Here is a 25213-nt window from a genome sequence, read left to right as displayed (position 1 = left end):
AGCAGGAGAGGAATAATGAAAACGCTGCTGATCATTGACTCCGGTCTCGGACAGGCTCGCGCCTATATGGCGAAGACCTTGCTGGGAGCGGCGGCGAACAAAGCACATCTCGAGATCATTGATAACCCGGGCAATGCCGAACTGGCCATTGTCCTGGGCGACAACATCCCGGCTGACAGTGCGCTGAACGGCAAAAAAGTGTGGCTGGGCGATATTAATCGCGCGGTGGCACATCCGGAACTGTTCCTGAGCGAAGCGAAAGGGCACGCGTCTGTCTACAGCGCGCCTGTCGCGACGGCACCGGCTGCGGCCACGGGGCCGAAACGCGTTGTTGCGGTGACGGCCTGCCCGACGGGCGTAGCTCACACCTTCATGGCGGCTGAGGCCATTGAAACCGAAGCGAAAAAACGCGGCTGGTGGGTTAAAGTTGAAACGCGCGGCTCCGTCGGTGCCGGCAACGCTATCACCCCTGAAGAAGTGGCTGAGGCCGATCTGGTGATTGTGGCGGCGGATATCGAAGTGGACCTGGCGAAATTTGCCGGTAAGCCAATGTACCGCACGTCTACCGGCCTGGCGCTGAAAAAGACCGCGCAGGAGTTTGATAAAGCGCTGGTGGAAGCGAAGCCGTATCAGGCAACCGGCGCGCGTCAAACCGCGACGGAAGGTAAGAAAGAGTCTGCAGGCGCCTATCGCCATCTGTTGACCGGTGTGTCTTACATGCTGCCGATGGTAGTTGCAGGTGGTCTGTGTATCGCCCTCTCGTTCGCATTTGGTATTACCGCGTTTAAAGAGCAAGGCACGCTGGCCGCTGCGTTAATGCAGATTGGCGGCGGTTCCGCGTTCGCACTGATGGTTCCCGTTCTGGCAGGCTTTATTGCCTTCTCCATCGCTGACCGTCCAGGCCTGACGCCGGGGCTTATCGGCGGTATGCTGGCCGTGAGCACCGGTTCCGGCTTTATCGGCGGTATCATCGCGGGCTTCCTGGCCGGTTACGTCGCGAAGCTCATCAGCTCGAAGCTCAAGCTGCCGCAGAGTATGGAAGCGCTGAAGCCGATTCTGATCATCCCGCTGATTTCCAGCCTGGTGGTCGGTCTGGCGATGATTTACCTGATTGGTAAGCCGGTTGCGGGTATCCTGGCGGGTCTGACCCACTGGCTGCAAACCATGGGCACCGCGAATGCGGTTCTGCTGGGCGCAATTCTCGGCGGCATGATGTGTACCGACATGGGTGGTCCGGTGAACAAAGCGGCGTACGCCTTTGGTGTTGGCCTGCTGAGTGCCCAGACCTACGCACCGATGGCAGCGATCATGGCGGCAGGTATGGTGCCTCCTCTGGCGCTCGGCCTGGCGACGATTATTGCCCGTCGTAAGTTCGATAAAGCGCAGCAGGAAGGCGGCAAAGCGGCGCTGGTTCTGGGTCTGTGCTTCATCACCGAAGGGGCGATTCCGTTCGCGGCACGTGACCCAATGCGTGTACTGCCGTGCTGTATCGCGGGTGGTGCAGTGACGGGGGCGATCTCCATGGCGATTGGCGCGAAGCTGATGGCACCACACGGCGGTCTGTTTGTCCTGCTGATCCCAGGCGCCATCACCCCGGTCCTGGGCTACCTGCTGGCCATTGTTGCCGGTACGCTGGTGGCGGGTCTGTCATACGCGGTGCTGAAACGTCCTGAAGCGGAAGTTGTGGCGAAAGCAGCGTAAACAAGGTGTCGGGTGGCGGCTTCGCCTTACCCGACCTACAAAAAAAGCCGGGTTGCATTATGCACCCGGCTTTTTTTATGCCGCCTGTTCAGCGGTTTGCTGTGCCTTCAGCCAGGCAATCTCTTCTGCCCAGATGTCCGGATTAATGGTTTCCAGCACCATCGGAATACCGTCGAAGCGGGCGTCCTGCATAATGAAGCGGAACGCATCGTGGCCAATGTTGCCTTCACCCAGGCTGTGGTGGCGGTCAACGCGGCTGCCAAAGGCGCTTTTCGCATCGTTTAAGTGCATTCCGCGCAGGTACTTAAAGCTAACAATGCGCTCGAACTCATCGAACGTGTTTTTCGTTGCCTCGGTTGTACGCAGGTCATAGCCGGCGGCAAACGCGTGGCAGGTATCAATGCACACGCCAACGCGGGATTTATCCTCCACGCCGTCGATGATCGCCGCCAGATGTTCAAACCTAAAGCCGAGATTGCTGCCCTGACCGGCGGTATTCTCTATTACCGCGGTGACGCCTTTGGTCTTGTCCAGCGTGATGTTAATGGATTCGGCAATGCGCGCCAGGCAGGCATCTTCATCGATTTGCATCAGATGGCTTCCCGGATGGAAGTTCAGCAGCGTCAGCCCCAGCTGTTCGCAGCGCTGAACTTCATCAAGGAACGCCTCGCGGGATTTTTCCAGCGCCTCTTCAACCGGGTGACCGAGGTTGATCAGGTAGCTGTCGTGGGGAAGGATCTGGCCTGGCCCGTAGTGGTACTTCTCACAGGCGGCTTTGAAATCATCAATCACGTCAGCGGTGAGCGGCGCGGCGCGCCACTGGCGCTGGTTTTTGGTGAACAGGGCGAAAGCGGTCGCCTCGATTTCGGCGGCGCGAATGGCGGCATTCGCAAGGCCACCTGCAGCGCTGACGTGCGCTCCAACATATTTCATAAAAAAACTCCTGCTAACCCGAAACGCTTATGATAGCGGGTTAGCAGGAGAAGGACGAGATGGTTTATGCCATCAGGCTATGGACCGCGAGGTTAATCGCACCGCCCCCGACAATCAGCCAGATGAAGAGCACCAGCGCCATCAGCAGCGGTTTGGCACCGGCTTTTTTCAGCGCGCTGACGTGTGTGGTCACCCCCAGCGCCGCCATGGCCATCGCCAGCAGCACGGTATCCAGCGTCACCAGCATATCCACCGCCGCTTTCGGCAGCAGGTGGAAGGAGTTAAAGATAGCGACCACGATGAACAGGATCGCAAACCACGGAATGGTGATTTTGCTTTTCTCGCTGCCGCCTGCCGGAGCCAGCTGCTTAACCCGAGCCGCGAGGAAAATCAGGAACGGCGCCAGCATCATTACGCGCAGCATTTTGGCAATTACCGCCGCGTTTTCGGCTTCCGGGTTAATGGCATGTCCTGCCGCAACTACCTGCGCCACTTCGTGCATGGTCGAACCGATATAGATGCCGTAGGTTTCCGGGCTAAACCAGTGGGCAACCAGCGGATACATCGCCGGGTAGAGGAAGATCGCCAGCGTACCGAAGATCACCACCGTCGCCACCGCCACGGTTACCTTGCTGGCTTCGGCTTTAACGACGGGCTCTGTTGCCAGCACCGCCGCGGCCCCGCAGATACTGCTCCCGGCACCGATCAGCCAGCTGGTTTGCTTATCCAGGCCAAAGACTTTCTGGCCGATAAAGCAGGCCAGTAAAAAGGTGCTGGTCAGGGTCAGGACGTCGATAGCGATTCCGCTCACGCCCACGTCCGCAATCTGCGAAAAGGTTAGACGGAAGCCGTAAAGGATGATCCCGAGACGCAGCAGGTGCTGTTTGGCAAAGATCACGCCGCCGTCGCAGGATTTCCAGATATGTGGGTAAACCGTATTTCCCACGACCATGCCCAGCAAAATGGCCAGCGTCAACGCGCTGAAACCTGCGCCCGCGATAGCCGGGATGCTGCCGCCCCATAGCGCTACGGCGGTCACTGCTGCGCTAAGCGCGAGGCCCGGCACGAAGTGCCACACTGTACGATGATGTTGTAAGGTGATTTCTGACATAACCTTCTCCTTTGTCTGGCTAAAGGTTACGGTGCTCTGGCTTAAAAATAAAATTGATTATATACTTATAATCAATCTATATAAGTGGTAAGCAACCATGCACATTACATTGCGTCAGCTGGAAGTGTTTGCCGAGGTGCTGAAAAGCGGCTCGACGACCCAGGCGTCACAAATGCTGGCGCTCTCGCAGTCTGCGGTCAGCGCGGCGTTGACCGATCTTGAAGGGCAGCTGGGCGTGCAGCTGTTCGACAGGGTAGGGAAGAGACTAGTGGTCAACGAGCACGGTCGTCTTCTTTATCCACGCGCTCTGGCGCTGCTGGAGCAGGCTATCGAAATCGAACAGCTGTTCCGCGAAGACAACGGTGCGATCCGCGTCTACGCCAGCAGCACCATTGGGAACTACATTCTGCCGGAAGTGATTGCCCGCTACCGCCGGGATTTCCCGACCCTGCCGCTGGAGATGAGCGTGGGTAACAGCCAGGACGTTATCAACGCGGTGATTGATTTCCGCGTGGATATCGGCCTCATCGAAGGACCCTGCCATAACGTCGATATCATTGCCGAGCCCTGGCTGGAAGATGAACTGGTGGTGTTTGCGTCCCCGGCCTCGTCGTTATTGCAGGGCGAGGTGACGCTGGAGCGCCTGGCACAGGCGCAGTGGATCCTGCGCGAGCAGGGCTCCGGCACGCGTGAAATTGTCGATTATCTGCTGCTTTCCCATCTGCCGCATTTCCAGTTAGGGATGGAGCTTGGGAACTCTGAGGCTATCAAGCACGCGGTGCGTCATGGCCTGGGGATCAGCTGTCTTTCCCGGCGCGTCATTGCCGAACAGCTTGAGACGGGGTCGCTGGTTGAAATCCCGGTTCCGTTGCCGAAACTGGTGCGCACGCTATGGTGCATCCATCATCGTCAGAAACACCTTTCCAGCTCTCTGCAGCGTTTTCTGCGCTACTGCGCCATTTAACGTTCCCCGGTGGCGCTTCGCTTACCGGGGCTACGCGCGCCTGTCACCCTACATTTTTATGCTTTACTTATAATCCTGGCCGAGTCATGAAGCTCTCTTATAACTGAGTATTTCTGCCGGAAGGAACGCGGATCGTCTGCTACAATCGCGCCTCATTTATTGAATGGACAGCATTTTCATATGGTTTCAGAAATTAAAACCACAGAAGCGCCCACGCTACGTCGTGAACTCAAGGCGCGTCACCTGACGATGATCGCCATTGGCGGCTCAATCGGTACAGGTCTTTTCGTTGCCTCTGGCGCAACGATTTCGGCAGCCGGCCCGGGTGGGGCACTCTTCTCTTATATCCTGATTGGCCTGATGGTGTACTTCCTGATGACCAGTCTCGGCGAACTGGCCGCGTACATGCCGGTATCCGGTTCGTTCTCGACCTACGGTCAAAAATACGTTGAAGAAGGCTTCGGCTTCGCGCTGGGCTGGAACTACTGGTACAACTGGGCGGTCACTATCGCCGTTGACCTTGTCGCCGCACAGCTGGTGATGAACTGGTGGTTCCCGGATACGCCGGGCTGGATCTGGAGCGCCCTGTTCCTCGCCGTCATCTTCCTGCTGAACTACATCTCCGTGCGCGGTTTCGGCGAAGCGGAATACTGGTTCTCTTTGATCAAAGTGGCAACCGTCATCATCTTTATCGTCGTCGGTGTGGCGATGATCGTTGGTATTTTCAAAGGCGCAGAACCTGCGGGCTGGAGTAACTGGGCGATAGGCGATGCGCCGTTTGCCGGTGGCCTTTCGGCGATGATTGGCGTGGCGATGATTGTCGGCTTCTCGTTCCAGGGTACCGAGCTGATTGGTATCGCCGCCGGTGAGTCAGAGAACCCGGAGAAAAATATTCCGCGTGCGGTCCGTCAGGTCTTCTGGCGTATCCTGCTGTTCTATGTGTTCGCGATCCTGATTATCAGCCTGATCATCCCGTACACCGATCCAAGCCTGCTGCGTAATGACGTAAAAGACATTAGCGTCAGCCCGTTCACGCTGGTCTTCCAGCACGCCGGTCTGCTTTCGGCCGCGGCGGTGATGAACGCCGTTATCCTGACCGCAGTGCTTTCAGCCGGTAACTCCGGGATGTACGCGTCCACCCGTATGCTCTACACGCTGGCATGCGACGGTAAGGCGCCGCGTATCTTTGCGAAACTGTCCCGTGGCGGCGTACCGCGTAACGCGCTGTACGCCACAACGGTGATTGCCGGTCTGTGCTTCCTGACCTCCATGTTTGGCAACCAGACGGTGTACCTGTGGCTGCTTAACACGTCCGGGATGACGGGCTTTATTGCCTGGCTGGGGATTGCTATTAGCCACTACCGTTTCCGCCGTGGTTTCGTCAAGCAGGGTCACGATATTAACTCGCTGCCGTATCGCTCCGGCTTCTTCCCGCTGGGTCCTATTTTCGCCTTCATTCTGTGCCTGATCATTACGCTGGGACAGAACTATGAAGCGTTCCTGGCGGACACCATTGACTGGGGCGCCGTGACGGCGACCTACATTGGTATTCCGCTGTTCCTCGTCATCTGGTTTGGCTACAAGCTGACGAAAGGAACAAAATTCGTTCGCTACAGTGAAATGGAATTCCCGGAACGATTTAAACAATAACCGCACTTCCTCTTTTTTAACCCGCTCAATCGAGCGGGTTTTTTTATTCCCGCATTCTGATACAAAGATATATTTCTTAACAACTTAATTGATAATAATTATCGTTTGCTTTATCGTTATCAAAAATAAGCGTGTCACCGACCCACCTCAGATGTGGGCGGCAAGGAAGACGCTGTGAGCAATGATGATTTGATTTAGTTGTATTTACCTCATGGAGATATGGAATGTTTAGGTTGAATCCCTTCGTCAGGGGAGGACTTTGTGCGTCCGCAATGTCCCTGGCCCTGCCTGTTATCGCAGCGGAATCCGGCGACACAATGGTTGTAACGGCCTCCGCGACCGAGCAAAACCTGAAAGACGCCCCGGCAAGCATCAGCGTGATTACCCAGGAAGATTTGCAGCGCAAACCCGTTCAGAATCTGAAAGATGTGTTACGGGAGGTGCCGGGCGTTCAGCTCACGAGCGAAGGGGACAACCGTAAAGGGGTAAGTATTCGTGGACTGGACAGCAGCTATACGCTGATCCTGATCGACGGCAAGCGCGTCAACTCGCGTAACGCGGTATTCCGCCATAATGATTTCGACCTCAACTGGGTGCCGGTTGACGCCATCGAACGAATCGAAGTGGTACGCGGACCGATGTCTTCTCTTTACGGTTCCGATGCGCTGGGCGGCGTGGTGAACATTATCACCAAAAAAATCGGCCAGAAATGGACGGGCACCCTGAGCGCCGATTCCACGATTCAGGAGCACCGGGACCGTGGAGACACCTACAACGGGCAGTTCTATACCAGCGGTCCGCTGGTGGACGGCCTGCTGGGGCTGAAAGCCTACGGTAGCCTCGCGAAGCGTGAGAAAGACGGTCAGCAGAAGTCCTCTACCACGGCGAGCGGTGAAACGCCGCGCATTGAGGGCTTCACCAGCCGCGATGCGAATGTGGAGTTCGCCTGGACACCGTCTGAAAACCACGACTTTACGGCGGGCTACGGCTTCGACCGTCAGGATCGCGACTCGGATTCCCTCGACAAAAACCGCCTTGAACGTCAGAACTACTCTCTCAGCCACAACGGCCGTTGGGGCGTAGGCAACAGCGAGCTGAAGGTTTACGGCGAAAAGGTGGATAACAAAAACCCGGGCAACAGCAATCCGATCACCTCCGAGAGCAACGCGGTGGACGGGAAATACGTGCTGCCTCTGGGCGAAATCAACCAGCTGCTGACCTTCGGCGGGGAATGGCGTCACGATAAGCTGAAAGATCCGGTCAACCTGACGGGCGGTTCCAGCAGTAGTACGTCGACAAGCCAGTATGCCCTGTTCCTTGAAGATGAGTGGCGTCTGTTTGAACCTCTGGCACTGACCACCGGCATCCGTATGGATGACCATGATACCTACGGCGATCACTGGAGCCCGCGTGCCTATCTGGTCTATAACGCGACCGATACCGTAACGGTGAAAGGGGGCTGGGCCACCGCGTTTAAAGCGCCGTCGCTGCTGCAGCTGAGCCCGGACTGGGTCACCGGCTCGTGCCGCGGTGCCTGTGAGATTGTCGGTAACCCGGATCTGAAACCGGAAACCAGCGAAAGCTTCGAATTCGGTCTGTACTACAGCGGGGAAGAGGGCTGGTTAGAGGGCGTGCAGGCCAGCGTCACCACCTTCCAGAATAACGTGGATGACCGCATCAGCATCAGCCGTACGGCCAATGCAAAACAGGCCCTGGGCTACCCTAACTACGTTGGCCTGAATGCGGACGGTGAACCGATTTTCCGCTACTACAACGTTAACAAGGCGCGCATCCGCGGGGTGGAGACCGAGCTGAAAATCCCGCTGGCGGACGACTGGAAACTGACCCTGAACTACACCTACAACGACGGCCGTGACATCAGCAACGGCGGCAACAAGCCGTTGTCCGATCTGCCGTTCCACACCGCCAACGGTACCGTTGACTGGAAGGCGACGCAGGACTGGTCGTTCTACGTTCAGGGCAACTACACCGGTGAGAAACGCGCGCTGACCAGCAGTGCACCAACGCCGGGTGGCTATGTCATCTGGAATACCGGCGCCGCGTGGCAGGCGACGAAAAGCGTGAAGCTACGCGCGGGCGTGCAGAACCTGCTGGATAAAGATCTGAGCCGTGACGATTACAGCTATACGGAAGATGGCCGTCGCTACTTTGTTGGCGTGGATTACAAGTTCTGATGCGGCCAGGGTAAAAGCAAAACGGCAACGTAAGTTGCCGTTTTTAGTATTTGTTCCCTCTCCCTGTGGGAGAGGGCCAGGGTGAGGGCATCAGAGCGCACACACTCGCACTTACCCAAACAAATGCTCCGCATGGAAGCGGAGATGATCCTCAATAAATGACGCGATGAAGTAATAGCTGTGGTCATACCCCGGCTGAATGCGCAGCGTCAGCGGCCAGTCCTTCTGGCGTGCCGCTTCTGCGAGCACCGCAGGCTGTAGCTGCCCGGCGAGGAACTGATCCGCATCGCCCTGATCGACAAGCATCGGGATCGCATTTGCCGAGCTGCTGGCCAGCATCAGCGCACAGCTGTCCCATTCCTGCCATTTTGCTTCATCTTCACCCAGATAGTTCGTGAAGGCTTTCTGCCCCCACGGCACCTGCGTTGGGTTCACAATTGGCGCAAATGCCGACACGCTGACGTATTTTCCCGAATTTTTTAACGCCATGATCAGCGCCCCGTGACCGCCCATAGAGTGTCCGCTGATGGCGCAGCGGTCGCTTACCGCAAACCCGGACTGAATCAGCGCGGGCAGCTCGTCGCGAATGTAGTCATACATGCGGTAGTGGCCTGCCCACGGCTGCTCGGTCGCATTGAGATAAAACCCGGCGCCTTTACCCAGGTCGTATCCTGCATCGTCGGCCACATCATCGCCACGCGGGCTGGTATCAGGCATCACCAGCGCAATACCCAGCTCGGCGGCAAGTTGCTGCGCGCCCGCTTTGGTGGTGAAGTTTTCGTCGTTGCAGGTCAGGCCCGAAAGCCAGAACAGAACCGGCGGGTTTTCCGTCGGCGGCAGGAAAATGCTGAACGTCATCGCACAGTTCAGGACGGTGGAGTCATGCCGCCAGCGCTGCTGTCGACCTTCAAAACAACGGTGCTCTTCGAGCAGTTCCATGCAGGGCTCCTTAATGAGAATGCGTATTCATAAAAACCATAATACAGCCTTTTCATTGACCTGTGAGTAACTTTCACTTTCGCCAGACGGCGAGATGCTGCATCATAAATTTACTTTTCTTTAACAATTGGAGCGGTCATGGCGCTGCGTATTGCGCTCAGTGGATTTGTCGTTCTGGTGGTGGCGATGGGAATAGGGCGCTTTGCCTTTACGCCTCAGGTGCCGCTCATGATTGCTGCCGGGCAGCTTACGCTGACCAGCGCGGGTCTGGTGGCGGCGATGAATTATCTGGGCTATCTGGTGGGCGCATGGGATGCCATGCGCGCGCACCGCTTTGTGGAAACGCGCCTCTGGCTTGGCATCACCGGCGCGGTTGCGCTGACGCTGCTCTCCGCGGCGGCGGATAACGCCGTCGTGCACGGCCTGCTGCGCTTCGTGATTGGCTGCATGAGCGGCTGGTCGATGGTACTCATTGCCGCCTGGACCAACGAACGGCTGGGGCAGCTGGGTAAACCGGGCCTGAGCGCCGCCGTGTTTGCCGGGCCGGGGGCGGGCATTGCCCTGAGCGGGCTGCTCGCCGTCTATATCCAGGCGAAATCCCTTTCGGCCGGGGCGGCATGGCAAATCTACGGCGTGCTGGCGCTGGTGCTGATTGCGCTGGTGGCGCGCTACCTTCCGCGATCCGGCCAGCTCCATCGCCCCGGCACCGCGCCGGAGCCGCTGGTGCTGACGGCGGATTTAAAGCGCCTGGTCTGGAGCTACAGCCTGGCCGGGTTTGGCTATATCCTCCCGGCGACCTTTCTGTCGCAAATGGCTGCGGTGCGTTTTCCCGGCAGCCTGTTCGCCCAGTTTGTCTGGCCGATTTTTGGTATCGCCGCCGTGGTGGGCATTGCGCTCAGTATTCTTTTACGCCACACCTCAACGGCGAACCGCAGGCTGGCTATCGTGCTGTGGTTACAGGGGGCTGGCGTGCTGGCGGCCTGGCTGCTGCCGGGGATTGGCGGTTTGCTGACGGGCGGGCTGCTGGTGGGCGGCGGTTTTTTGTGTGCCGTGCAGCTCTCTCTTTTATACGGTCGCGAACTGGCGCCAAACCATACGCGCTATATGGCAGGCCTGCTCACCACCGGGTATGCGATTGGTCAATTGATTGGCCCGATGACCTCGGCGTTATCAACCTGGCTTACCCACCGGCTGGAGCCCGCGCTGGGGCTGGCGGGCGTTGCGCTGTTCGTCGGCGGAGCGCTGGTCTGGAATCGTCACGCTGAAAGGCAACAGCAATTGCAATAATTATCGTCGTGAATACTGGATTATGTGCGCCGCCTCACGCACAATGAGCGCATACTTTTGCCACAACGAGGGCAAAAGACGCCACACCTGCAGGAGAACAAAATGTCATCACTCAGTAAAGAAGCTGCCCTGGTCCACGAAGCCCTGGTTGCGCGCGGTCTTGAAACGCCACTGCGTCCGCCCGTACAGGATTTGGACAATGAAACCCGCAAGCGTCTGATTGCCGGTCATATGACCGAGATCATGGAGCTGCTGAATCTCGATCTGAGTGACGACAGTCTGATGGAGACGCCGCACCGCATCGCGAAAATGTACGTCGACGAAATTTTCTCCGGGCTGGATTACGCCAACTTCCCGAAAATCACCGTCATTGAAAACAAGATGAAAGTGGACGAGATGGTGACGGTACGCGATATCACGCTGACCAGCACCTGCGAACACCACTTCGTGACCATCGACGGTAAAGCGACCGTGGCGTATATCCCAAAAGATACGGTGATTGGCCTGTCGAAAATCAACCGCATCGTGCAGTTCTTTGCTCAGCGTCCGCAGGTGCAGGAGCGTCTGACGCAGCAGATCCTGACCGCGCTGCAAACGCTGCTGGGCACCAATAACGTGGCCGTCTCTATCGACGCGGTTCACTACTGCGTGAAGGCGCGCGGCGTGCGTGATGCGACCAGTGCAACGACCACCACGTCGCTGGGCGGCCTGTTTAAATCGAGCCAGAATACCCGCCAGGAGTTCCTGCGCGCCGTACGTCACCACAACTAAGTCTTACAGGGCAGGAACCATGGAGCGAAACGTCACGCTCGATTTTGTTCGCGGCGTCGCCATTCTCGGTATCCTGCTGCTTAATATCAGCGCCTTCGGCCTGCCGAAGGCGGCTTATCTCAATCCTGCCTGGTATGGCGATATCACGCGCAGTGATGCCTGGACCTGGGCTGTCCTCGATCTCTTCGCGCAGGTTAAATTCCTCACGCTGTTTGCCCTGCTGTTTGGTGCAGGTCTGCAACTCCTCCTCAAACGCGGTACGCGCTGGATCCAGTCGCGCCTGACGCTGCTGGTTCTCCTCGGCTTTATCCACGGGCTGTTCTTTTGGGACGGCGATATTCTTCTCGCGTATGGACTAGTCGGGCTGATCTGCTGGCGTCTGATTCGCGATGCGCACAGCGTAAAAAGCCTGTTTAACACCGGCGTGATGCTCTATGTCATGGGGCTTGGGGTCCTGCTGCTGCTGGGGATGATCTCCGGCGAGGCGACGAACCGTTCCTGGATACCGGATGCTGCTAACCTGCAGTACGAACAGTACTGGAAGCTGAAGGGCGGTACGGAAGCGATAAGCAACCGCGCGGATATGCTGGGGGATAACCTCCTTGCGCTGGGCGCGCAATACGGCTGGCAGCTGGCGGGCATGATGCTGATGGGCGCGTCACTGATGCGCACCGGCTGGCTGAAAGGAGAGTTCAGCCTGCGTCACTATCGGCGAACGGGTGTCGGGCTGGTGCTGATCGGCGTGCTGATTAACCTCCCGGCGGTCATTACGCAGTGGCACATCCACTGGGATTACCGCTGGTGCGCGTTCCTGCTCCAGGTGCCGCGCGAACTGAGCGCGCCGTTCCAGACCATCGGCTACGCGGCGCTGATCTATGGCTTCTGGCCAACGCTTTCCCGCCTGTGGATCGTCAGCGCTATCGCCTGCGTGGGCCGCATGGCGTTGAGCAATTACCTCCTGCAAACGCTGATATGCACCACGCTTTTCTATCGCTTTGGCCTGTTTATGAAATTCGACCGCCTCACGCTGCTGGCGTTTGTTATTCCGGTCTGGGTGATTAACCTGGCGTTTTCTGTTCTCTGGCTACGCTATTTCCGCCAGGGACCGCTGGAGTGGGTGTGGCGTCAGTTAACCGCACATGCTTCAGGGGTATCATTGAGGAACACATCCAGATAACGATCTGGATCACAATCATTAACAAAACGGATGTAAGCGTTTTCATGAGTGTGAGCTTCTTCACGTAGTCCCCTTTCTCTCGCTGCCAAAATAGCCACCTTGCTAAACACAGGGGGTGTCTGTGAGTTGCTGCAATCCTTTGAAGGATGGTGAATATGATCACCATTCGTGACGTCGCCCGTCAGGCGGGCGTTTCTGTGGCTACCGTCTCACGCGTGCTGAACAATAGCGCGCTGGTCAGCCCTGAAACCCGTGAAACCGTAATGAAAGCCGTGACCCAGCTCGGGTACCGGCCAAATGCCAATGCCCAGGCGCTTGCGACGCAGGTCAGCGACACCATCGGCGTGGTGGTGATGGATGTATCGGATGCCTTTTTCGGCGCGCTGGTCAAAGCGGTCGACGTGGTCGCCCAGCAGCATCAGAAATATGTCCTGATCGGCAATAGCTATCATGAGGCGGAAAAGGAGCGCCATGCCATCGAAGTGCTGATCCGCCAGCGCTGTAACGCCTTGATTGTCCATTCAAAAGCCTTGAGCGATGAAGAGCTAACCGGCTTTATGGATCAGATCCCGGGCATGGTGTTGATCAACCGCATCGTCCCCGGCTATGCCCATCGCTGCGTCGGGCTGGATAACGTCAGCGGCGCCATGATGGCGACGAAAATGCTCATCAACAACGGGCATCAGCGGATCGGCTATCTGGCCTCCAGCCATCATATTGAAGATGACGACCTGCGGCGCGAGGGGTGGCAAAACGCCCTGAAAGAGCACGGCATTACGCCGTCAGAAAGCTGGACAGGCACCGGTACGCCTGACATGCAGGGCGGTGAGGCGGCGATGGTGGAGCTGCTGGGCCGCAACCTGCAGCTTACTGCGGTGTTTGCCTATAACGACAGCATGGCGGCAGGCGCCCTGACGGCGCTGAAAGATAACGGCATTGCGGTGCCACAGCATTTGTCACTCATTGGTTTTGATGATATTCCGATTGCCCGTTACACCGACCCGCAGCTGACAACGGTGCGTTACCCCATTGCCTCTATGGCGAAACTGGCGACTGAGCTGGCGTTACAGGGGGCTGCAGGGCTGCTGGATCCGGGCGCAACGCACTGTTTCATGCCGACTTTAGTGCGTCGGCACTCCGTCGCGGCCCGGCAAATTGTGGTTCCGATCACTAACTGATTACTTGAGGTGATGTAACCGTTTTCAATCTGTGAGTAAATTCACAGTATCTTAACAAGGCGCTGACTATGATGTCAGCGTTTTAGGGGCTGAAACGCTATGTAACGGTGATTATTCACTTTCACTATAGCCAATGTGCCGCAAACAACGAATAAAACGCATTTCTGGAGCGTTACCGAACACGGAAGATAGAAATTTTATAAGTGAACTTCGGCTGTCAGTAACGTTTTATTAACACCTGCCCGCCGATCGTTATTCACAAGAACTACCCTGCATAAAAAAAACCGGAGATACCATGAATAAGAAGGTGTTGACCCTGTCTGCCGTAATGGCAAGCATGCTTTTTGGTGCAGCAGCGCACGCTGCGGATACCCGTATTGGTGTGACCATCTATAAATACGACGACAACTTCATGTCTGTTGTACGTAAAGCGATTGAGAAAGATGCGAAAGCAGCGCCAGACGTTCAGCTGCTGATGAACGACTCCCAGAACGACCAGTCCAAACAGAACGACCAGATCGACGTTCTGCTGGCGAAAGGCGTGAAAGCCCTGGCCATCAACCTGGTTGACCCGGCTGCAGCAGGCACGGTTATTGAAAAAGCGCGCGGCCAGAACGTGCCAATCGTCTTCTTCAACAAAGAACCTTCCCGTAAAGCGCTGGATAGCTACGACAAAGCGTATTACGTCGGTACCGACTCCAAAGAGTCCGGTATTATTCAGGGCGATCTGATCGCGAAACACTGGGCGGCGAACCCGAACTGGGACCTGAACAAAGACGGTCAGATTCAGTTCGTGCTGCTGAAAGGCGAACCCGGCCACCCGGATGCTGAAGCCCGTACCACCTACGTTATCAAAGAGCTGAACGACAAGGGTCTGAAAACCCAGCAGCTGGCGTTAGATACCGCGATGTGGGATACCGCTCAGGCGAAAGATAAGATGGACGCGTGGCTGTCCGGCCCTAACGCGAACAAAATCGAAGTGGTTATCGCCAACAACGATGCGATGGCAATGGGTGCGGTAGAAGCGCTGAAAGCGCACAACAAATCCTCCATTCCTGTGTTCGGCGTGGATGCGCTGCCAGAAGCGCTGGCGCTGGTTAAATCCGGTGCGATGGCCGGTACCGTTCTGAACGATGCCAACAACCAGGCGAAAGCCACCTTCGATCTGGCGAAAAACCTGGCCGATGGCAAAGGCGCGGCTGATGGCACCAGCTGGAAAATTGAAAACAAAATCGTTCGCGTACCTTACGTGGGCGTAGACCAGTCCAACCTGGCTGAGTTTATCGGTAAATAAGTTAGCGGTACTGTCTCCACTGGGCGCAATTCGTTGCGCCCTTTTATAACGCGATATGCGAGGCCAACAAGGTATAATTATGGTCAGCACAAATACTCAGTCATCCGGTGAATACCTGTTGGAAATGAGCGGTATCAACAAGTCATTTCCCGGCGTTAAGGCACTCGATAATGTTAATTTAAAAGTTCGTCCTCACTCTATTCATGCCCTGATGGGGGAGAACGGTGCGGGTAAATCAACATTATTAAAATGTCTTTTTGGGATCTATCAAAAAGATTCTGGCAGCATTCTTTTTCAGGGGAAAGAGATCGATTTCCATTCAGCGAAAGAAGCACTGGAAAACGGTATCTCGATGGTTCACCAGGAATTAAACCTGGTGCTGCAGCGTTCAGTCATGGATAACATGTGGTTGGGGCGTTATCCAACCAAGGGTGTCTTTGTCGATCAGGACAAAATGTATCGCGACACCAAAGCGATTTTTGATGAGCTGGATATTGATATCGACCCGCGCGCCCGCGTGGGAACATTATCCGTCTCCCAGATGCAGATGATCGAAATCGCCAAAGCGTTCTCCTATGATGCGAAAATCGTCATCATGGACGAACCGACATCGTCATTAACGGAAAAAGAGGTTAATCACCTTTTTACCATTATTCGTAAGCTAAAAGATCGCGGCTGCGGCATTGTGTATATCTCCCACAAAATGGAAGAGATCTTCCAGCTGTGCGATGAGATTACCATTCTGCGCGACGGTCAGTGGATTGCCACGCAGCCGCTGGAAGGGCTGGACATGGACAAGATCATCGCCATGATGGTCGGCCGTTCCCTGAACCAGCGCTTCCCGGACAAAGAAAACAAGCCGGGCGAAGTGATCCTGGAAGTACGTAATCTGACCTCGTTACGCCAGCCGTCTATTCGCGATGTCTCCTTCGACCTGCACAAGGGCGAAATCCTGGGGATTGCCGGTCTGGTCGGGGCAAAACGTACCGATATCGTGGAAACCCTGTTCGGTATCCGTGAGAAAGCCGAAGGCACTATTACGCTGCACGGTAAGAAAATTAACAACCACAACGCCAACGAAGCCATTAATAATGGTTTTGCGCTGGTGACGGAAGAGCGTCGTTCGACCGGTATTTATGCCTATCTGGATATTAACTTTAACTCGTTAATTTCTAACATTCGCAATTACAAAAACAAAGTCGGGCTGCTGGATAACTCCCGCATGAAGAGCGATACCCAATGGGTTATTGACTCCATGCGCGTGAAAACGCCAGGACACCGCACCCAAATTGGTTCTCTGTCAGGCGGTAACCAGCAGAAAGTCATTATCGGACGTTGGTTATTAACCCAGCCAGAAATTCTGATGCTGGATGAACCGACCCGCGGTATTGACGTCGGCGCGAAGTTTGAAATTTATCAGCTGATTGCCGAGCTGGCGAAAAAGAATAAAGGGATCATTATTATTTCTTCCGAAATGCCGGAATTGTTAGGGATCACGGATCGTATTCTGGTTATGAGCAATGGTCTCGTTGCCGGTATTGTTGACACCAAAACGACAACGCAAAACGAAATTTTGCGTCTTGCGTCTTTGCACCTTTAAGATCAGGGGCTCCTCATGAGTGCGTTAAATAAAAAAAGTTTTCTCACTTACCTGAAAGAAGGCGGTATTTACGTTGTTCTTTTAGTACTGCTGGCTATCATCATTTTCCAGGACCCTACGTTCTTAAGCCTGCTGAACCTGAGTAACATTCTGACCCAGTCCTCCGTGCGTATTATCATTGCGCTGGGCGTGGCGGGTCTGATCGTGACCCAGGGGACGGACCTTTCTGCCGGTCGTCAGGTGGGGCTGGCGGCGGTTATCGCGGCAACCCTGCTGCAGTCAATGGAAAACGCCAACAAGGTCTTCCCGGAAATGGCCACCATGCCGATTTTCGTGGTGATCCTGATTGTCTGCGCCATCGGTGCGGTGATTGGTCTGATCAACGGTATCATTATCGCCTACCTGAACGTGACGCCGTTTATCACCACGCTGGGTACGATGATCATCGTTTACGGTATCAACTCCCTGTACTACGACTTCGTGGGTGCGTCGCCGATTTCGGGTTTTGACAGCGGCTTCTCTACCTTTACGCAAGGGTTCATCGCGCTGGGCAGCTTCCGCCTGTCGTATATCACCTTCTATGCGCTGATTGCGGTGGCCTTCGTCTGGATCCTGTGGAACAAAACGCGCTTTGGTAAAAACATCTTCGCTATCGGCGGTAACCCGGAAGCGGCGAAAGTCTCCGGCGTGAAAGTTGCCCTGAACCTGCTCATCATTTATGCCCTGTCCGGCGTGTTCTACGCCTTCGGCGGGATGCTGGAAGCGGGCCGTATCGGCTCTGCAACCAACAACCTTGGCTTTATGTACGAGCTGGATGCAATCGCAGCCTGCGTGGTGGGCGGCGTCTCCTTCAGCGGCGGCGTGGGTACGGTACTGGGCGTGGTGACCGGTGTGATTATCTTCACCGTCATCAACTACGGCTTGACCTATATCGGCGTGAACCCGTACTGGCAGTACATCATCAAAGGCGCCATCATTATCTTCGCGGTTGCGCTGGATTCACTGAAGTACGCGCGTAAGAAGTAATTGCTCCTCGCGTTATCCGGCCCGCTCATCGAGCGGGCTTTTTTATGCCTTATGCCAGCTGTGACTCCTCTCGGGTCACGATGCGCTCAAACCAGTCGAGTTCAGAGAGCTTGCAGGCGACCCACTGTTCGGAAAAAGCGTCGCCCAGGCTGTCGGTGAGGTACTGACAGCGGGCAAAGGTCTCAATCGCCTCCTGCTGAAACAGCGGCAGCGCGGGTTCATCATGCTGCGGTTCGGGCAAATCCTCGTCGTCGATGTTTTCCAGCCCGTACAGCATGCCGGTCAGGATAGTTGCTGCCACCAGATAGGGATTGGCATCGGCCCCGGCCAGCCGGTACTCGATACGACGGTTGTGGTCATCCGAGCAGGGAATACGCAGGGCGGCGGAGCGGGTGTTATAGCCCCAGGAGTTAAATACGGGCTCCGTCAGGTTTTTACGCAGGCGACGAAACGCGTTAACGCCCGGCGCAAGAATGGCGACGGAGGCGGGCATCAGCGCCAGCTGCCCCGCGATGCACAAACGCATCATGCTGTTAAGCGCGTTCACCGGGGAAGCAAAGACGTTTTCGCCGTGACGATTGTTCAGGCTGAAATGGAAGTGCAAACCGCTGCCGGACAGCTGGCTGAAAGGCTTCGCCATAAAGTTGGCCTGCAGGCCGTGCTTTTCGGCAACGTAACGGGTCAGGCGACGAAGCGCCAGCACGTTATCGCAGACCTCAACGACGCGATGGCCGTGCTTCAGGTTTAATTCGTACTGACCGGACTCGGCTTCCGCCACGATCCCGGACAGCGGGATGCGCTGCAGGTGCGCCAGCTGTTCCAGCTCGTCAAACAGTGCCGCATGGGCCGTCGTAGTATCCATATGAAAACAGCCCTGATTTTGCGGATCCCGATTGTCATGTCCCGTCAGATAGAACTCGATTTCCGGGGCAATCACCGGGAAGAGGCCGTGCTGGTGGAAGCGGGCCAGCACGTTCTGCAGTATCACGCGCGGCTCAAGCGGGCAGGGGGTGTCGTCGCTGTCTTTCATCGTCAGCAGGATCTGCGCGTTGTGCTGCGGATCTTGCGGGCAGGGGCGCAGGGAGCCGGCGACAGGAACGCAGAGTCGGTCCGGCTCATCATGCAGCGGGGCGGCGATTTTTCCTTTCTGATCCATCGAGTAGACCGAAAGGGGAAAATAACAGCCTTTTTCCAGGCTCAGCATGCTCTCCACCGACAGACGCTTGCCGCGCATCGTGCCGTTGATATCGTTCAGGTAAACGTCAATGTGTTTCGTCTGGGGGTAGCGTTCCAGATAATCTGCCACTTCCACTGAAATGTTGTGCTGCAGGGCGTCAATTTTTTCATCAAGCCAGAGACCGGAATTGAGTGCGCCAGGAAGTGATAAACCGGGAAAGTTAAAATACGGGCGGAGACTTTTGAGGAAAAACGCATTCATTATTGAGTTCATAGTCATTCTTCAATGAAGCCGTAGCGGCAGTGAACTCAGCTTAAAAGAGCCGACGTAAAGGGGGGATAAAAAGCGTCAGGCCCGGCGTAAAGAAAGTATAAAGGCGGTCCTGTTATTTTTCCTTTTTCTGCATATCCAGCAGCTGCTCGGGCGTGACGGCCGGGTAACCCTGCGCGTCTTCCGGCACTTCGTGCATCGCCGGAATCGGAACCAGCGGGCCTAAAAAGCGCGGTTCGCGTTTGAAGATATACAGATCGGCCAGGGCGCCAAAACGCGCGCCGAACTCGCGCACGCGCACGCTCAGCATATCTTTTGGCGACGGCACCGCGTAACACTGCGCCTGAATGCCCATATGCAGCGCGATAAACAGCGCGCGCTCGCAGTGGAAGCGCTGGGTGATGATGATGAAGTCGTTGGTGTCGAAGACTTTACGCGTGCGCACGATGGAGTCCAGGGTGCGGAATCCGGCGTAGTCGAGCACGATATCGGCAGGGTCCACGCCCGCGGCAATCAGGTCCTTACGCATCGTCACCGGTTCATTGTAGCTTTGCAGCGCGTTATCGCCGCTCAGCAGCAGGTAGTTCACCTTGCCGCTGTTGTAGGCGTTCAGCGCGCCCTGAATGCGGTAACGGTAATACTGGTTGATCACGCCGGTGCGGTAATACTTGGCGGTGCCGAGCACCACGCCAACCTGACGATAGGGCAGGTCCTGCAGGTCATCAAAGATGTAGGGGGCGGTTTTCCAGCTCATCCAGCGGTCGAGACCCAGCACGATCAACAGCAGTATGCCGACCAGGACAGACAGGCTGTAAAAAACGCGCTTTAACATGGAGATGGCTCGTTCGTGGATGAAATTTAACTCAGGCTACTTTACCCGCCTGGTTAGCGCAAGAAACAGCGACTCAACTGAGGGGTTTTTCAGCAAACTGGCGGGCATTTCTGCCCGCCGGAAGGATTACGCAAGCAGTACGCGGTCAATCGTCGTGCAGCCCAGCGCTTTAAGCGTCGCGGCGGTGGCATCCCACTGGATCAGTGGCGCATCGGCAATTTCTGCCAGAATAGCGCGCTGAATGTCCGGATAGTCATAGCCGTTCAGGCTCAGCAGGTTAAGCGCGCCCTGCAGCGGTGGCAGGGTTGGGTTAAACGCGGCGTTTTCCGCGTAGCTGCCGCTAAATATCCGGCCATCGCGGCACTGCAGCGCCACGCCGCTCGGGGACTTGCTGTACGGCGTGTGGCTTTTGTTGGCCGCGCGAATGGCCGCCTGGCTCAGGTCATCGCCGGACAGGGCGTAACCGTGGTCCTGCTCGTCCATCAGCAGCGTTTTGATCTCCAGATCTTTCGGGCCAAAGGCGTCCGGCAGATAATCTTCCAGCGTGTGCGGCGCGCGGCCTGGCAGGTTGATGCGCAGCTGCAGCCCGCTGTTCAGCTCGTTCATAAACTGACGGCAGTGGCCACAGGGGGTGTAGTTAACGGTAATGGCGCTCAGGGCTTTTTCACCGCGCAGCCAGGCGTGGCTGATGGCGCTCTGCTCGGCGTGAACCGTTTGCTGCATGGTCGCGCCCAGGAACTCCATATTGCCACCGAAGTACCAGGTTCCGCTGACGCCGCGCGCAATGGCCCCGACGTTAAAGTGGGAGAGATCGGCCCGCGCGCAGGCGGCAGCCAGAGGAAGCAGTGCGAAAGCCAGCGCGTCTTCGTCCAGTCCCGTTGCCTGTTTCAGCATCGTGACCTGCTCCGCGGTCAGCAGGGCGGGGAAGTGTGCATCTGCCAGAACGGGAGCCAGGGCTGACTGCAAATTCTCTGCAAGCTGGGCGAAAGCAGCTTGAAAACGTGGGTGCATGGCGTTTGCCTCATAAAGGTTAATGGATCGGTAGTTTACGGAGCCGCCAGGGCTTTATATGTGATCCACTTCTCATTATGTATGCAACTTATGAAATCAAAATGAAATTTGCGCGACGCATCGCAAATTTTAGCCCATCACCGCCAGAATCAGCGGGAAAATGAACGGGGCCAGCAGGGAGGTGATAATCCCGCAGATCACCAGCGCCAGCGAGCTAAACGCCCCTTCCTGATAATCCAGCTCCGCGCAGCGGGCGGTGCCCAGGGCGTGGGAGGCGGTCCCCATCGACAGTCCCCGTGCAGCTTTAGTGTGAATACGCATTCCGTTCAGCAGGGTGTGACCAAACACCGCCCCGAGAATACCGACGAAAATGACGCACATCGCGCTGATGGCCGGGATCCCGCCGAGGCTGCCACCGACCGCCATCGCGATAGGCGTGGTCACCGATTTAGGCAGGATCGATGCCGCAATCTGCGGAGAGGCCCCCATCAACAGCGCTACCGACGTGCCGGTGATCATCGCCACCAGGCTGCCCACAAAACAGATGGTAATGATGGATTTCCAGCGGGCGCGGATCTGGTGGAGCTGCTCATATAAAGGAAAGGCAAGCGCCACAACGGCAGGCTGCAGCAGGTCGTTTAAAATTTTGCTGCCGGCAAAGTAGCGTTCGTAGGGAATGCCGGTGAGCAGCAGGAACGGAATAATCACCACCATCGCCACCAGCAGCGGGTTCAGCAATGGCATTTTGAAGCGTGCGGCAAGCTTGCGCGCGGCGAAGAACACCGCCAGGGTTAACGGCAGCGACCACCAGATATTGGCCATCATTTTTTTGTTTTCTCCCCGACCACGTTACGTTCGCCATGCATCAGATGCGAACTCCAGCTCACCACAAGGAAAACCACCAGCGTACTGACCGCGCAGGAGACCACAATCGGGCCGAACTGGGCCTTGAGCAAATCAAAATACTGCATGACCCCGACGCCGATGGGCACGAAAAGCAGCGCCATATAGCGAATGAGGACGAAGCAGCCCGGATTGACCCATTTTGCAGGCAGGATTTGCAGCGCCAGCAAAACGAAGAGGATCAGCATACCGATAATGCTGCCGGGAATAACAATCGGCAGCAGCGACGCGATGAAAATCCCGGCGTACAGGCAGGCGTAAATCAGGACGAATGCGCGCAGATATTGCCAGATAATGTTCAATGATTTGCTCATGGTGATAGTCCTTGCTGAAACGCATTCATCATACAATTAAACCCAAAAATGTGCCACGGATCACATCATGAAATTTGAGCATACCAGACATTCCAGAATGGAACGTCTGGTATCACCGCACAGGGGCAGGCTACAGTTTAGAGGAAAGGGCGTGCGGTGGCGAAGTGACGAGCCAGAGAAATGCCTCTGAGTCAGGCCTCGCGTTGGGCGACGAGTTTATCCAGAAATGAAAACAGCACCTGATTCATTTCGCGATAATCATGCGAGCGTAATTTTTCCGCCGTTTCGACAAAACGAAATTCAGCCGCGCGGCGGAGATCGTTCTGCGAATGTTCAATCAGCAGCTCAACCACCTCCGGCGTCAGTTCCATATGACACTGAAAACCGTAAATCCGTTCGCCATATTGCACGATCTGACGGGGGCAGCCCTCGCTGTAAGCCAGCACTTTAGCCTGCGGCGTCAACCCTGGCATGTCGTTATGCCAGTGACAGACGTTCAGCTCGTGGCCAAAATCCTCAAACAGCGGGTTCGCCTTGCCTGCCTCTGTGAGCCTGACGGGAAATTTGCCGATCTCTTTTTCCGGGCTATGGCAAAACGCTGCGCCCAGCGCTTCACCGATAAGCTGCGAGCCCAGACAAACGCCAATCACCGTTTTACCTGCCTCTATTGCGCGGCCGATGAGCCGCATTTCCGCCTGCGCGTCAAACCAGGGGCACTCCTCAAGCGTGGTGGCAGGCGACTGCGGGCCTCCCATGATGATAAGCAAGTCTGTGCTCTGCAGATCCTCGGGTAACGGATCGCCCTGATAAACTCTGGAGTAGCTCATACTACAGCCGCGATTTTTCCCCCAGATTTCATATGCGCCTGGCGCTTCGAAATGTTCATGAATGATAAAATGAATGTGCATTGCGTCTCTCTCCGGTTACGTGTACAAGCAGCATCATAAGAGGAAGGGAGGAATGTGAAATGCCAACCGTTATCGATAAAACGCCAATTCACGACGATGCCATCGGATGGTCCCGAGGGGCAATTAGCTATACGCGCGGCGAAGTGGATCCCCCTCACCGGCATCCACAGGGGCAACTTTTGTTTGCCATCAAAGGGGTGATGCTGGTCGAAACCGGCAATAAGCGTTGGGTTATACCGCCACAGCGCGCGCTCTGGATCCCTCCCTTTCAGGAACACACCTACAGCGTGTTATCCGCAACGGAGCTCCGCGCGGTCTGGTTTAGCCCCGCGCTGATATCGCAATGCCGATCTTTTAAACGGAAAGAAGAGGTTCACGTGATTATGGCGACGGCGTTGTTCAAAGAGCTGATTGCCGGGCTGTTCAGTGCGCAATACCGGCCAGCTAGCCAGCGAAGCATGGCCGTTTTGCTGCTCGAAATCCTCAGCGAGGCGCAGCAGATTTCGGCCGAATTACCGATGCCCGTGGATGAGCGGTTACATCGCGTTGCCTGTGACATCATTGCCAGCAATCTCTGGGATGTTTCGATGGACAGGCTGGCGGAACAGGCCGCGATGTCTGAACGCACATTCTCACGCGCCTTTATCAAAGATACCGGCTTTAGCTTCCGGGCCTGGCGACAGCGCGCAAGGATTTGTGCCTCGCTGGATCTGCTCGCCAACGGATACCCGGTTAAGCAGGTGGCCTGGATGCTGGGGTTTTCTGGCCCGGCGGCATTTGCGGCGGCGTTTCGCGCCATTGTGGGGGCAACGCCGGCTGACTTTCTCCCTGAACAGAAGCGCTTCCCAGCGATATAGAGAGCGGCTACTATAGCGCGTCTTTTTTCACAGGTACTGCTATGCGTGTTTTACTGGCCCCAATGGAAGGCGTGCTCGACTCCCTCGTGCGCGAGCTTCTGACCGAGGTGAACGATTACGATCTCTGCGTGACGGAATTTCTGCGCGTGGTCGATATGCTGTTGCCGGTAAAATCCTTCTTCCGCCTGTGCCCCGAGCTGCACAACCAGAGCCGGACCTCTTCCGGCACGCTGGTGCGTATTCAGCTGCTCGGCCAGTATCCCGAATGGCTGGCGGAAAACGCCGCCCGCGCGGTTGAGCTGGGCTCTTACGGGGTGGATCTCAACTGCGGCTGCCCGTCGAAGCTGGTCAACGGCAGCGGCGGCGGGGCGACGTTGCTGAAAGATCCTGAGCTGATTTACCGCGGCGCGAAAGCCATGCGTGAGGCCGTGCCTTCGCATTTGCCGGTGACGGTGAAGGTGCGCCTGGGCTGGGACAGCGACGCGCGGCAGTTTGAAATCGCCGATGCGGTGCAGCAGGCCGGGGCTACCGAGCTGGTGGTGCATGGCCGCACCAAAGAAGATGGCTACAAGGCCGAGCGCATTAACTGGCAGGCGATCGGTGAGATCCGCAAGCGCCTCACCATTCCGGTCATCGCCAACGGTGAAATCTGGGACTACGAGAGCGCGCAGGCCTGTCTGAAGGCCACCGGCTGCGATGCGGTGATGATCGGTCGCGGCGCCCTGAATGTGCCGAACCTCAGCCGGGTGGTGAAATATAACGAGCCGCGAATGCCGTGGGCAGACGTCGTCACGCTGCTGCAAAAATACAGCCGACTGGAAAAGCAGGGCGACACCGGTTTGTATCACGTCGCGCGAATTAAACAGTGGCTGAGTTATTTACGCAAAGAGTACGATGAAGCGCTGGGATTATTTCAGGAGATTCGGACATTACAGACTTCGTCTGATATTGCCCGGGTAATTCAGTCAAAATAATAAGCGTTAAATTGCTCACACTTTTTTAAACCAGAAAACCGTTCTGGTTTTCAACGTGGCGCGACGGTGTTAAGGTGCCACTGTTTTCAACGCAGGATTGTTACTGGTTAACAGGCAAAACCTAAGCGTTTCACAGCATTT

22 protein-coding genes are annotated in these 25213 nt (G+C 56.3%); 13 read left to right on the top strand and 9 right to left on the bottom strand.

Annotation, left to right across the window (positions count from 1 at the left end; translation table 11 throughout):
* The first annotated feature begins 15 nt into the window (after nucleotides 1–15).
* Nucleotides 16–1701 (top strand): PTS fructose transporter subunit IIBC, encoded by a 1686-nt coding sequence (gene fruA / locus QMN93_RS16145; protein WP_193139715.1) that lies wholly within the window; start codon nucleotides 16–18, stop codon nucleotides 1699–1701.
* Between the two features lie 75 nt (nucleotides 1702–1776).
* On the opposite strand, the gene nfo is transcribed toward fruA, so the two are convergent.
* Together nfo and QMN93_RS16135 are read right to left on the bottom strand one after the other, a co-directional pair.
* The gene (gene nfo / locus QMN93_RS16140) at nucleotides 1777–2634 is read right to left on the bottom strand and encodes a deoxyribonuclease IV (protein ID WP_193139713.1); all 858 of its coding nucleotides are present in this window, start codon (nucleotides 2632–2634) and stop codon (nucleotides 1777–1779) included.
* 64 nt (nucleotides 2635–2698) lie between these two features.
* Nucleotides 2699–3745 (bottom strand): YeiH family protein, encoded by a 1047-nt coding sequence (locus QMN93_RS16135; protein ID WP_193139712.1) that lies wholly within the window; start codon nucleotides 3743–3745, stop codon nucleotides 2699–2701.
* A 97-nt stretch (nucleotides 3746–3842) separates the two neighbouring features.
* Between QMN93_RS16135 and yieE the strand changes: the two genes are divergently transcribed.
* From yieE to cirA, 3 genes are all read left to right on the top strand, one after another.
* The gene (gene yieE, locus QMN93_RS16130; protein ID WP_023312476.1) at nucleotides 3843–4709 is read left to right on the top strand and encodes a DNA-binding transcriptional regulator YeiE; all 867 of its coding nucleotides are present in this window, start codon (nucleotides 3843–3845) and stop codon (nucleotides 4707–4709) included.
* 180 nt (nucleotides 4710–4889) lie between these two features.
* A complete protein-coding gene (locus QMN93_RS16125) occupies nucleotides 4890–6359 on the top strand; it encodes an amino acid permease (protein WP_023336352.1) in 1470 nt (489 codons plus the stop codon).
* Nucleotides 6360–6583: 224 nt separating this feature from the next.
* Nucleotides 6584–8554 carry a catecholate siderophore receptor CirA gene (gene cirA, locus QMN93_RS16120; RefSeq protein ID WP_167819159.1) on the top strand — a complete coding sequence of 657 codons (1971 nt, stop codon included), beginning with the start codon at nucleotides 6584–6586 and terminating at the stop codon, nucleotides 8552–8554.
* 111 nt (nucleotides 8555–8665) lie between these two features.
* Here the strand turns inward: cirA and fghA are convergent, their stop codons facing one another.
* A complete protein-coding gene (fghA, locus tag QMN93_RS16115; protein WP_193139710.1) occupies nucleotides 8666–9493 on the bottom strand; it encodes an S-formylglutathione hydrolase in 828 nt (275 codons plus the stop codon).
* A 138-nt stretch (nucleotides 9494–9631) separates the two neighbouring features.
* On the opposite strand from fghA, the gene QMN93_RS16110 reads away from it, so the two are divergent.
* The 7 genes from QMN93_RS16110 to mglC all read left to right on the top strand — a co-directional run bounded on the left by QMN93_RS16110 (nucleotide 9632) and on the right by mglC (nucleotide 17826).
* The gene (locus QMN93_RS16110; RefSeq protein ID WP_039263162.1) at nucleotides 9632–10780 is read left to right on the top strand and encodes a YbfB/YjiJ family MFS transporter; all 1149 of its coding nucleotides are present in this window, start codon (nucleotides 9632–9634) and stop codon (nucleotides 10778–10780) included.
* Between the two features lie 102 nt (nucleotides 10781–10882).
* Nucleotides 10883–11551 (top strand): GTP cyclohydrolase I FolE, encoded by a 669-nt coding sequence (gene folE / locus QMN93_RS16105; RefSeq protein ID WP_023312471.1) that lies wholly within the window; start codon nucleotides 10883–10885, stop codon nucleotides 11549–11551.
* Between the two features lie 19 nt (nucleotides 11552–11570).
* Nucleotides 11571–12728: a DUF418 domain-containing protein YeiB gene (yeiB, locus tag QMN93_RS16100; RefSeq protein WP_193139708.1), complete on the top strand. Its 1158-nt coding sequence runs from the start codon at nucleotides 11571–11573 to the stop codon at nucleotides 12726–12728.
* Nucleotides 12729–12883: 155 nt separating this feature from the next.
* On the top strand, nucleotides 12884–13906 hold the full coding sequence (gene galS, locus QMN93_RS16095) for an HTH-type transcriptional regulator GalS (RefSeq protein WP_029740403.1): 1023 nt from the start codon (nucleotides 12884–12886) through the stop codon (nucleotides 13904–13906).
* A 295-nt stretch (nucleotides 13907–14201) separates the two neighbouring features.
* Nucleotides 14202–15200 carry a galactose/glucose ABC transporter substrate-binding protein MglB gene (gene mglB, locus QMN93_RS16090; RefSeq protein WP_023312468.1) on the top strand — a complete coding sequence of 333 codons (999 nt, stop codon included), beginning with the start codon at nucleotides 14202–14204 and terminating at the stop codon, nucleotides 15198–15200.
* A gap of 79 nt (nucleotides 15201–15279) precedes the next feature.
* On the top strand, nucleotides 15280–16800 hold the full coding sequence (gene mglA / locus QMN93_RS16085; protein WP_023312467.1) for a galactose/methyl galactoside ABC transporter ATP-binding protein MglA: 1521 nt from the start codon (nucleotides 15280–15282) through the stop codon (nucleotides 16798–16800).
* Between the two features lie 15 nt (nucleotides 16801–16815).
* Entirely contained in the window at nucleotides 16816–17826 is a 1011-nt protein-coding gene (mglC, locus tag QMN93_RS16080) for a galactose/methyl galactoside ABC transporter permease MglC (protein ID WP_193139706.1), read from the top strand.
* A gap of 49 nt (nucleotides 17827–17875) precedes the next feature.
* Here mglC and QMN93_RS16075 read toward each other — a convergent pair whose 3' ends face one another.
* The 6 genes from QMN93_RS16075 to QMN93_RS16050 form a co-directional block, all read right to left on the bottom strand.
* Nucleotides 17876–19264 (bottom strand): glutamine synthetase family protein, encoded by a 1389-nt coding sequence (locus tag QMN93_RS16075; protein ID WP_193139998.1) that lies wholly within the window; start codon nucleotides 19262–19264, stop codon nucleotides 17876–17878.
* A 124-nt stretch (nucleotides 19265–19388) separates the two neighbouring features.
* The gene (gene sanA / locus QMN93_RS16070) at nucleotides 19389–20105 is read right to left on the bottom strand and encodes an outer membrane permeability protein SanA (protein WP_008500918.1); all 717 of its coding nucleotides are present in this window, start codon (nucleotides 20103–20105) and stop codon (nucleotides 19389–19391) included.
* Between the two features lie 126 nt (nucleotides 20106–20231).
* Nucleotides 20232–21116: a cytidine deaminase gene (gene cdd, locus QMN93_RS16065; protein WP_193139704.1), complete on the bottom strand. Its 885-nt coding sequence runs from the start codon at nucleotides 21114–21116 to the stop codon at nucleotides 20232–20234.
* A 129-nt stretch (nucleotides 21117–21245) separates the two neighbouring features.
* Nucleotides 21246–21941: a CidB/LrgB family autolysis modulator gene (locus QMN93_RS16060; protein ID WP_029740398.1), complete on the bottom strand. Its 696-nt coding sequence runs from the start codon at nucleotides 21939–21941 to the stop codon at nucleotides 21246–21248.
* Nucleotides 21938–22333, bottom strand: a complete 396-nt coding sequence (locus QMN93_RS16055; protein WP_193139702.1) for a CidA/LrgA family protein — start codon at nucleotides 22331–22333, stop codon at nucleotides 21938–21940. Before QMN93_RS16055 ends, QMN93_RS16060 begins: the two co-directional genes overlap by 4 nt.
* Nucleotides 22334–22524: 191 nt before the next feature.
* A complete protein-coding gene (locus QMN93_RS16050) occupies nucleotides 22525–23241 on the bottom strand; it encodes a type 1 glutamine amidotransferase (protein WP_193139700.1) in 717 nt (238 codons plus the stop codon).
* A 59-nt stretch (nucleotides 23242–23300) separates the two neighbouring features.
* Between QMN93_RS16050 and QMN93_RS16045 the strand changes: the two genes are divergently transcribed.
* Both QMN93_RS16045 and dusC read left to right on the top strand, forming a co-directional pair.
* Complete coding sequence (locus QMN93_RS16045; protein ID WP_193139698.1) at nucleotides 23301–24098, top strand: helix-turn-helix domain-containing protein; 798 nt, start codon at nucleotides 23301–23303, stop codon at nucleotides 24096–24098.
* 41 nt (nucleotides 24099–24139) lie between these two features.
* Nucleotides 24140–25072: a tRNA dihydrouridine(16) synthase DusC gene (gene dusC, locus QMN93_RS16040; RefSeq protein ID WP_045888710.1), complete on the top strand. Its 933-nt coding sequence runs from the start codon at nucleotides 24140–24142 to the stop codon at nucleotides 25070–25072.
* Nucleotides 25073–25213: the final 141 nt, after the last annotated feature.

Source organism: Enterobacter sp. R-1.6.2 (assembly GCF_035064085.1).
GTDB classification, from domain to species: Bacteria; Pseudomonadota; Gammaproteobacteria; order Enterobacterales; family Enterobacteriaceae; genus Enterobacter; species Enterobacter asburiae_B.
The sequence above is the reverse complement of the archived record's forward strand: the minus strand, read 5'-3'. Positions and strand labels throughout refer to the sequence as shown.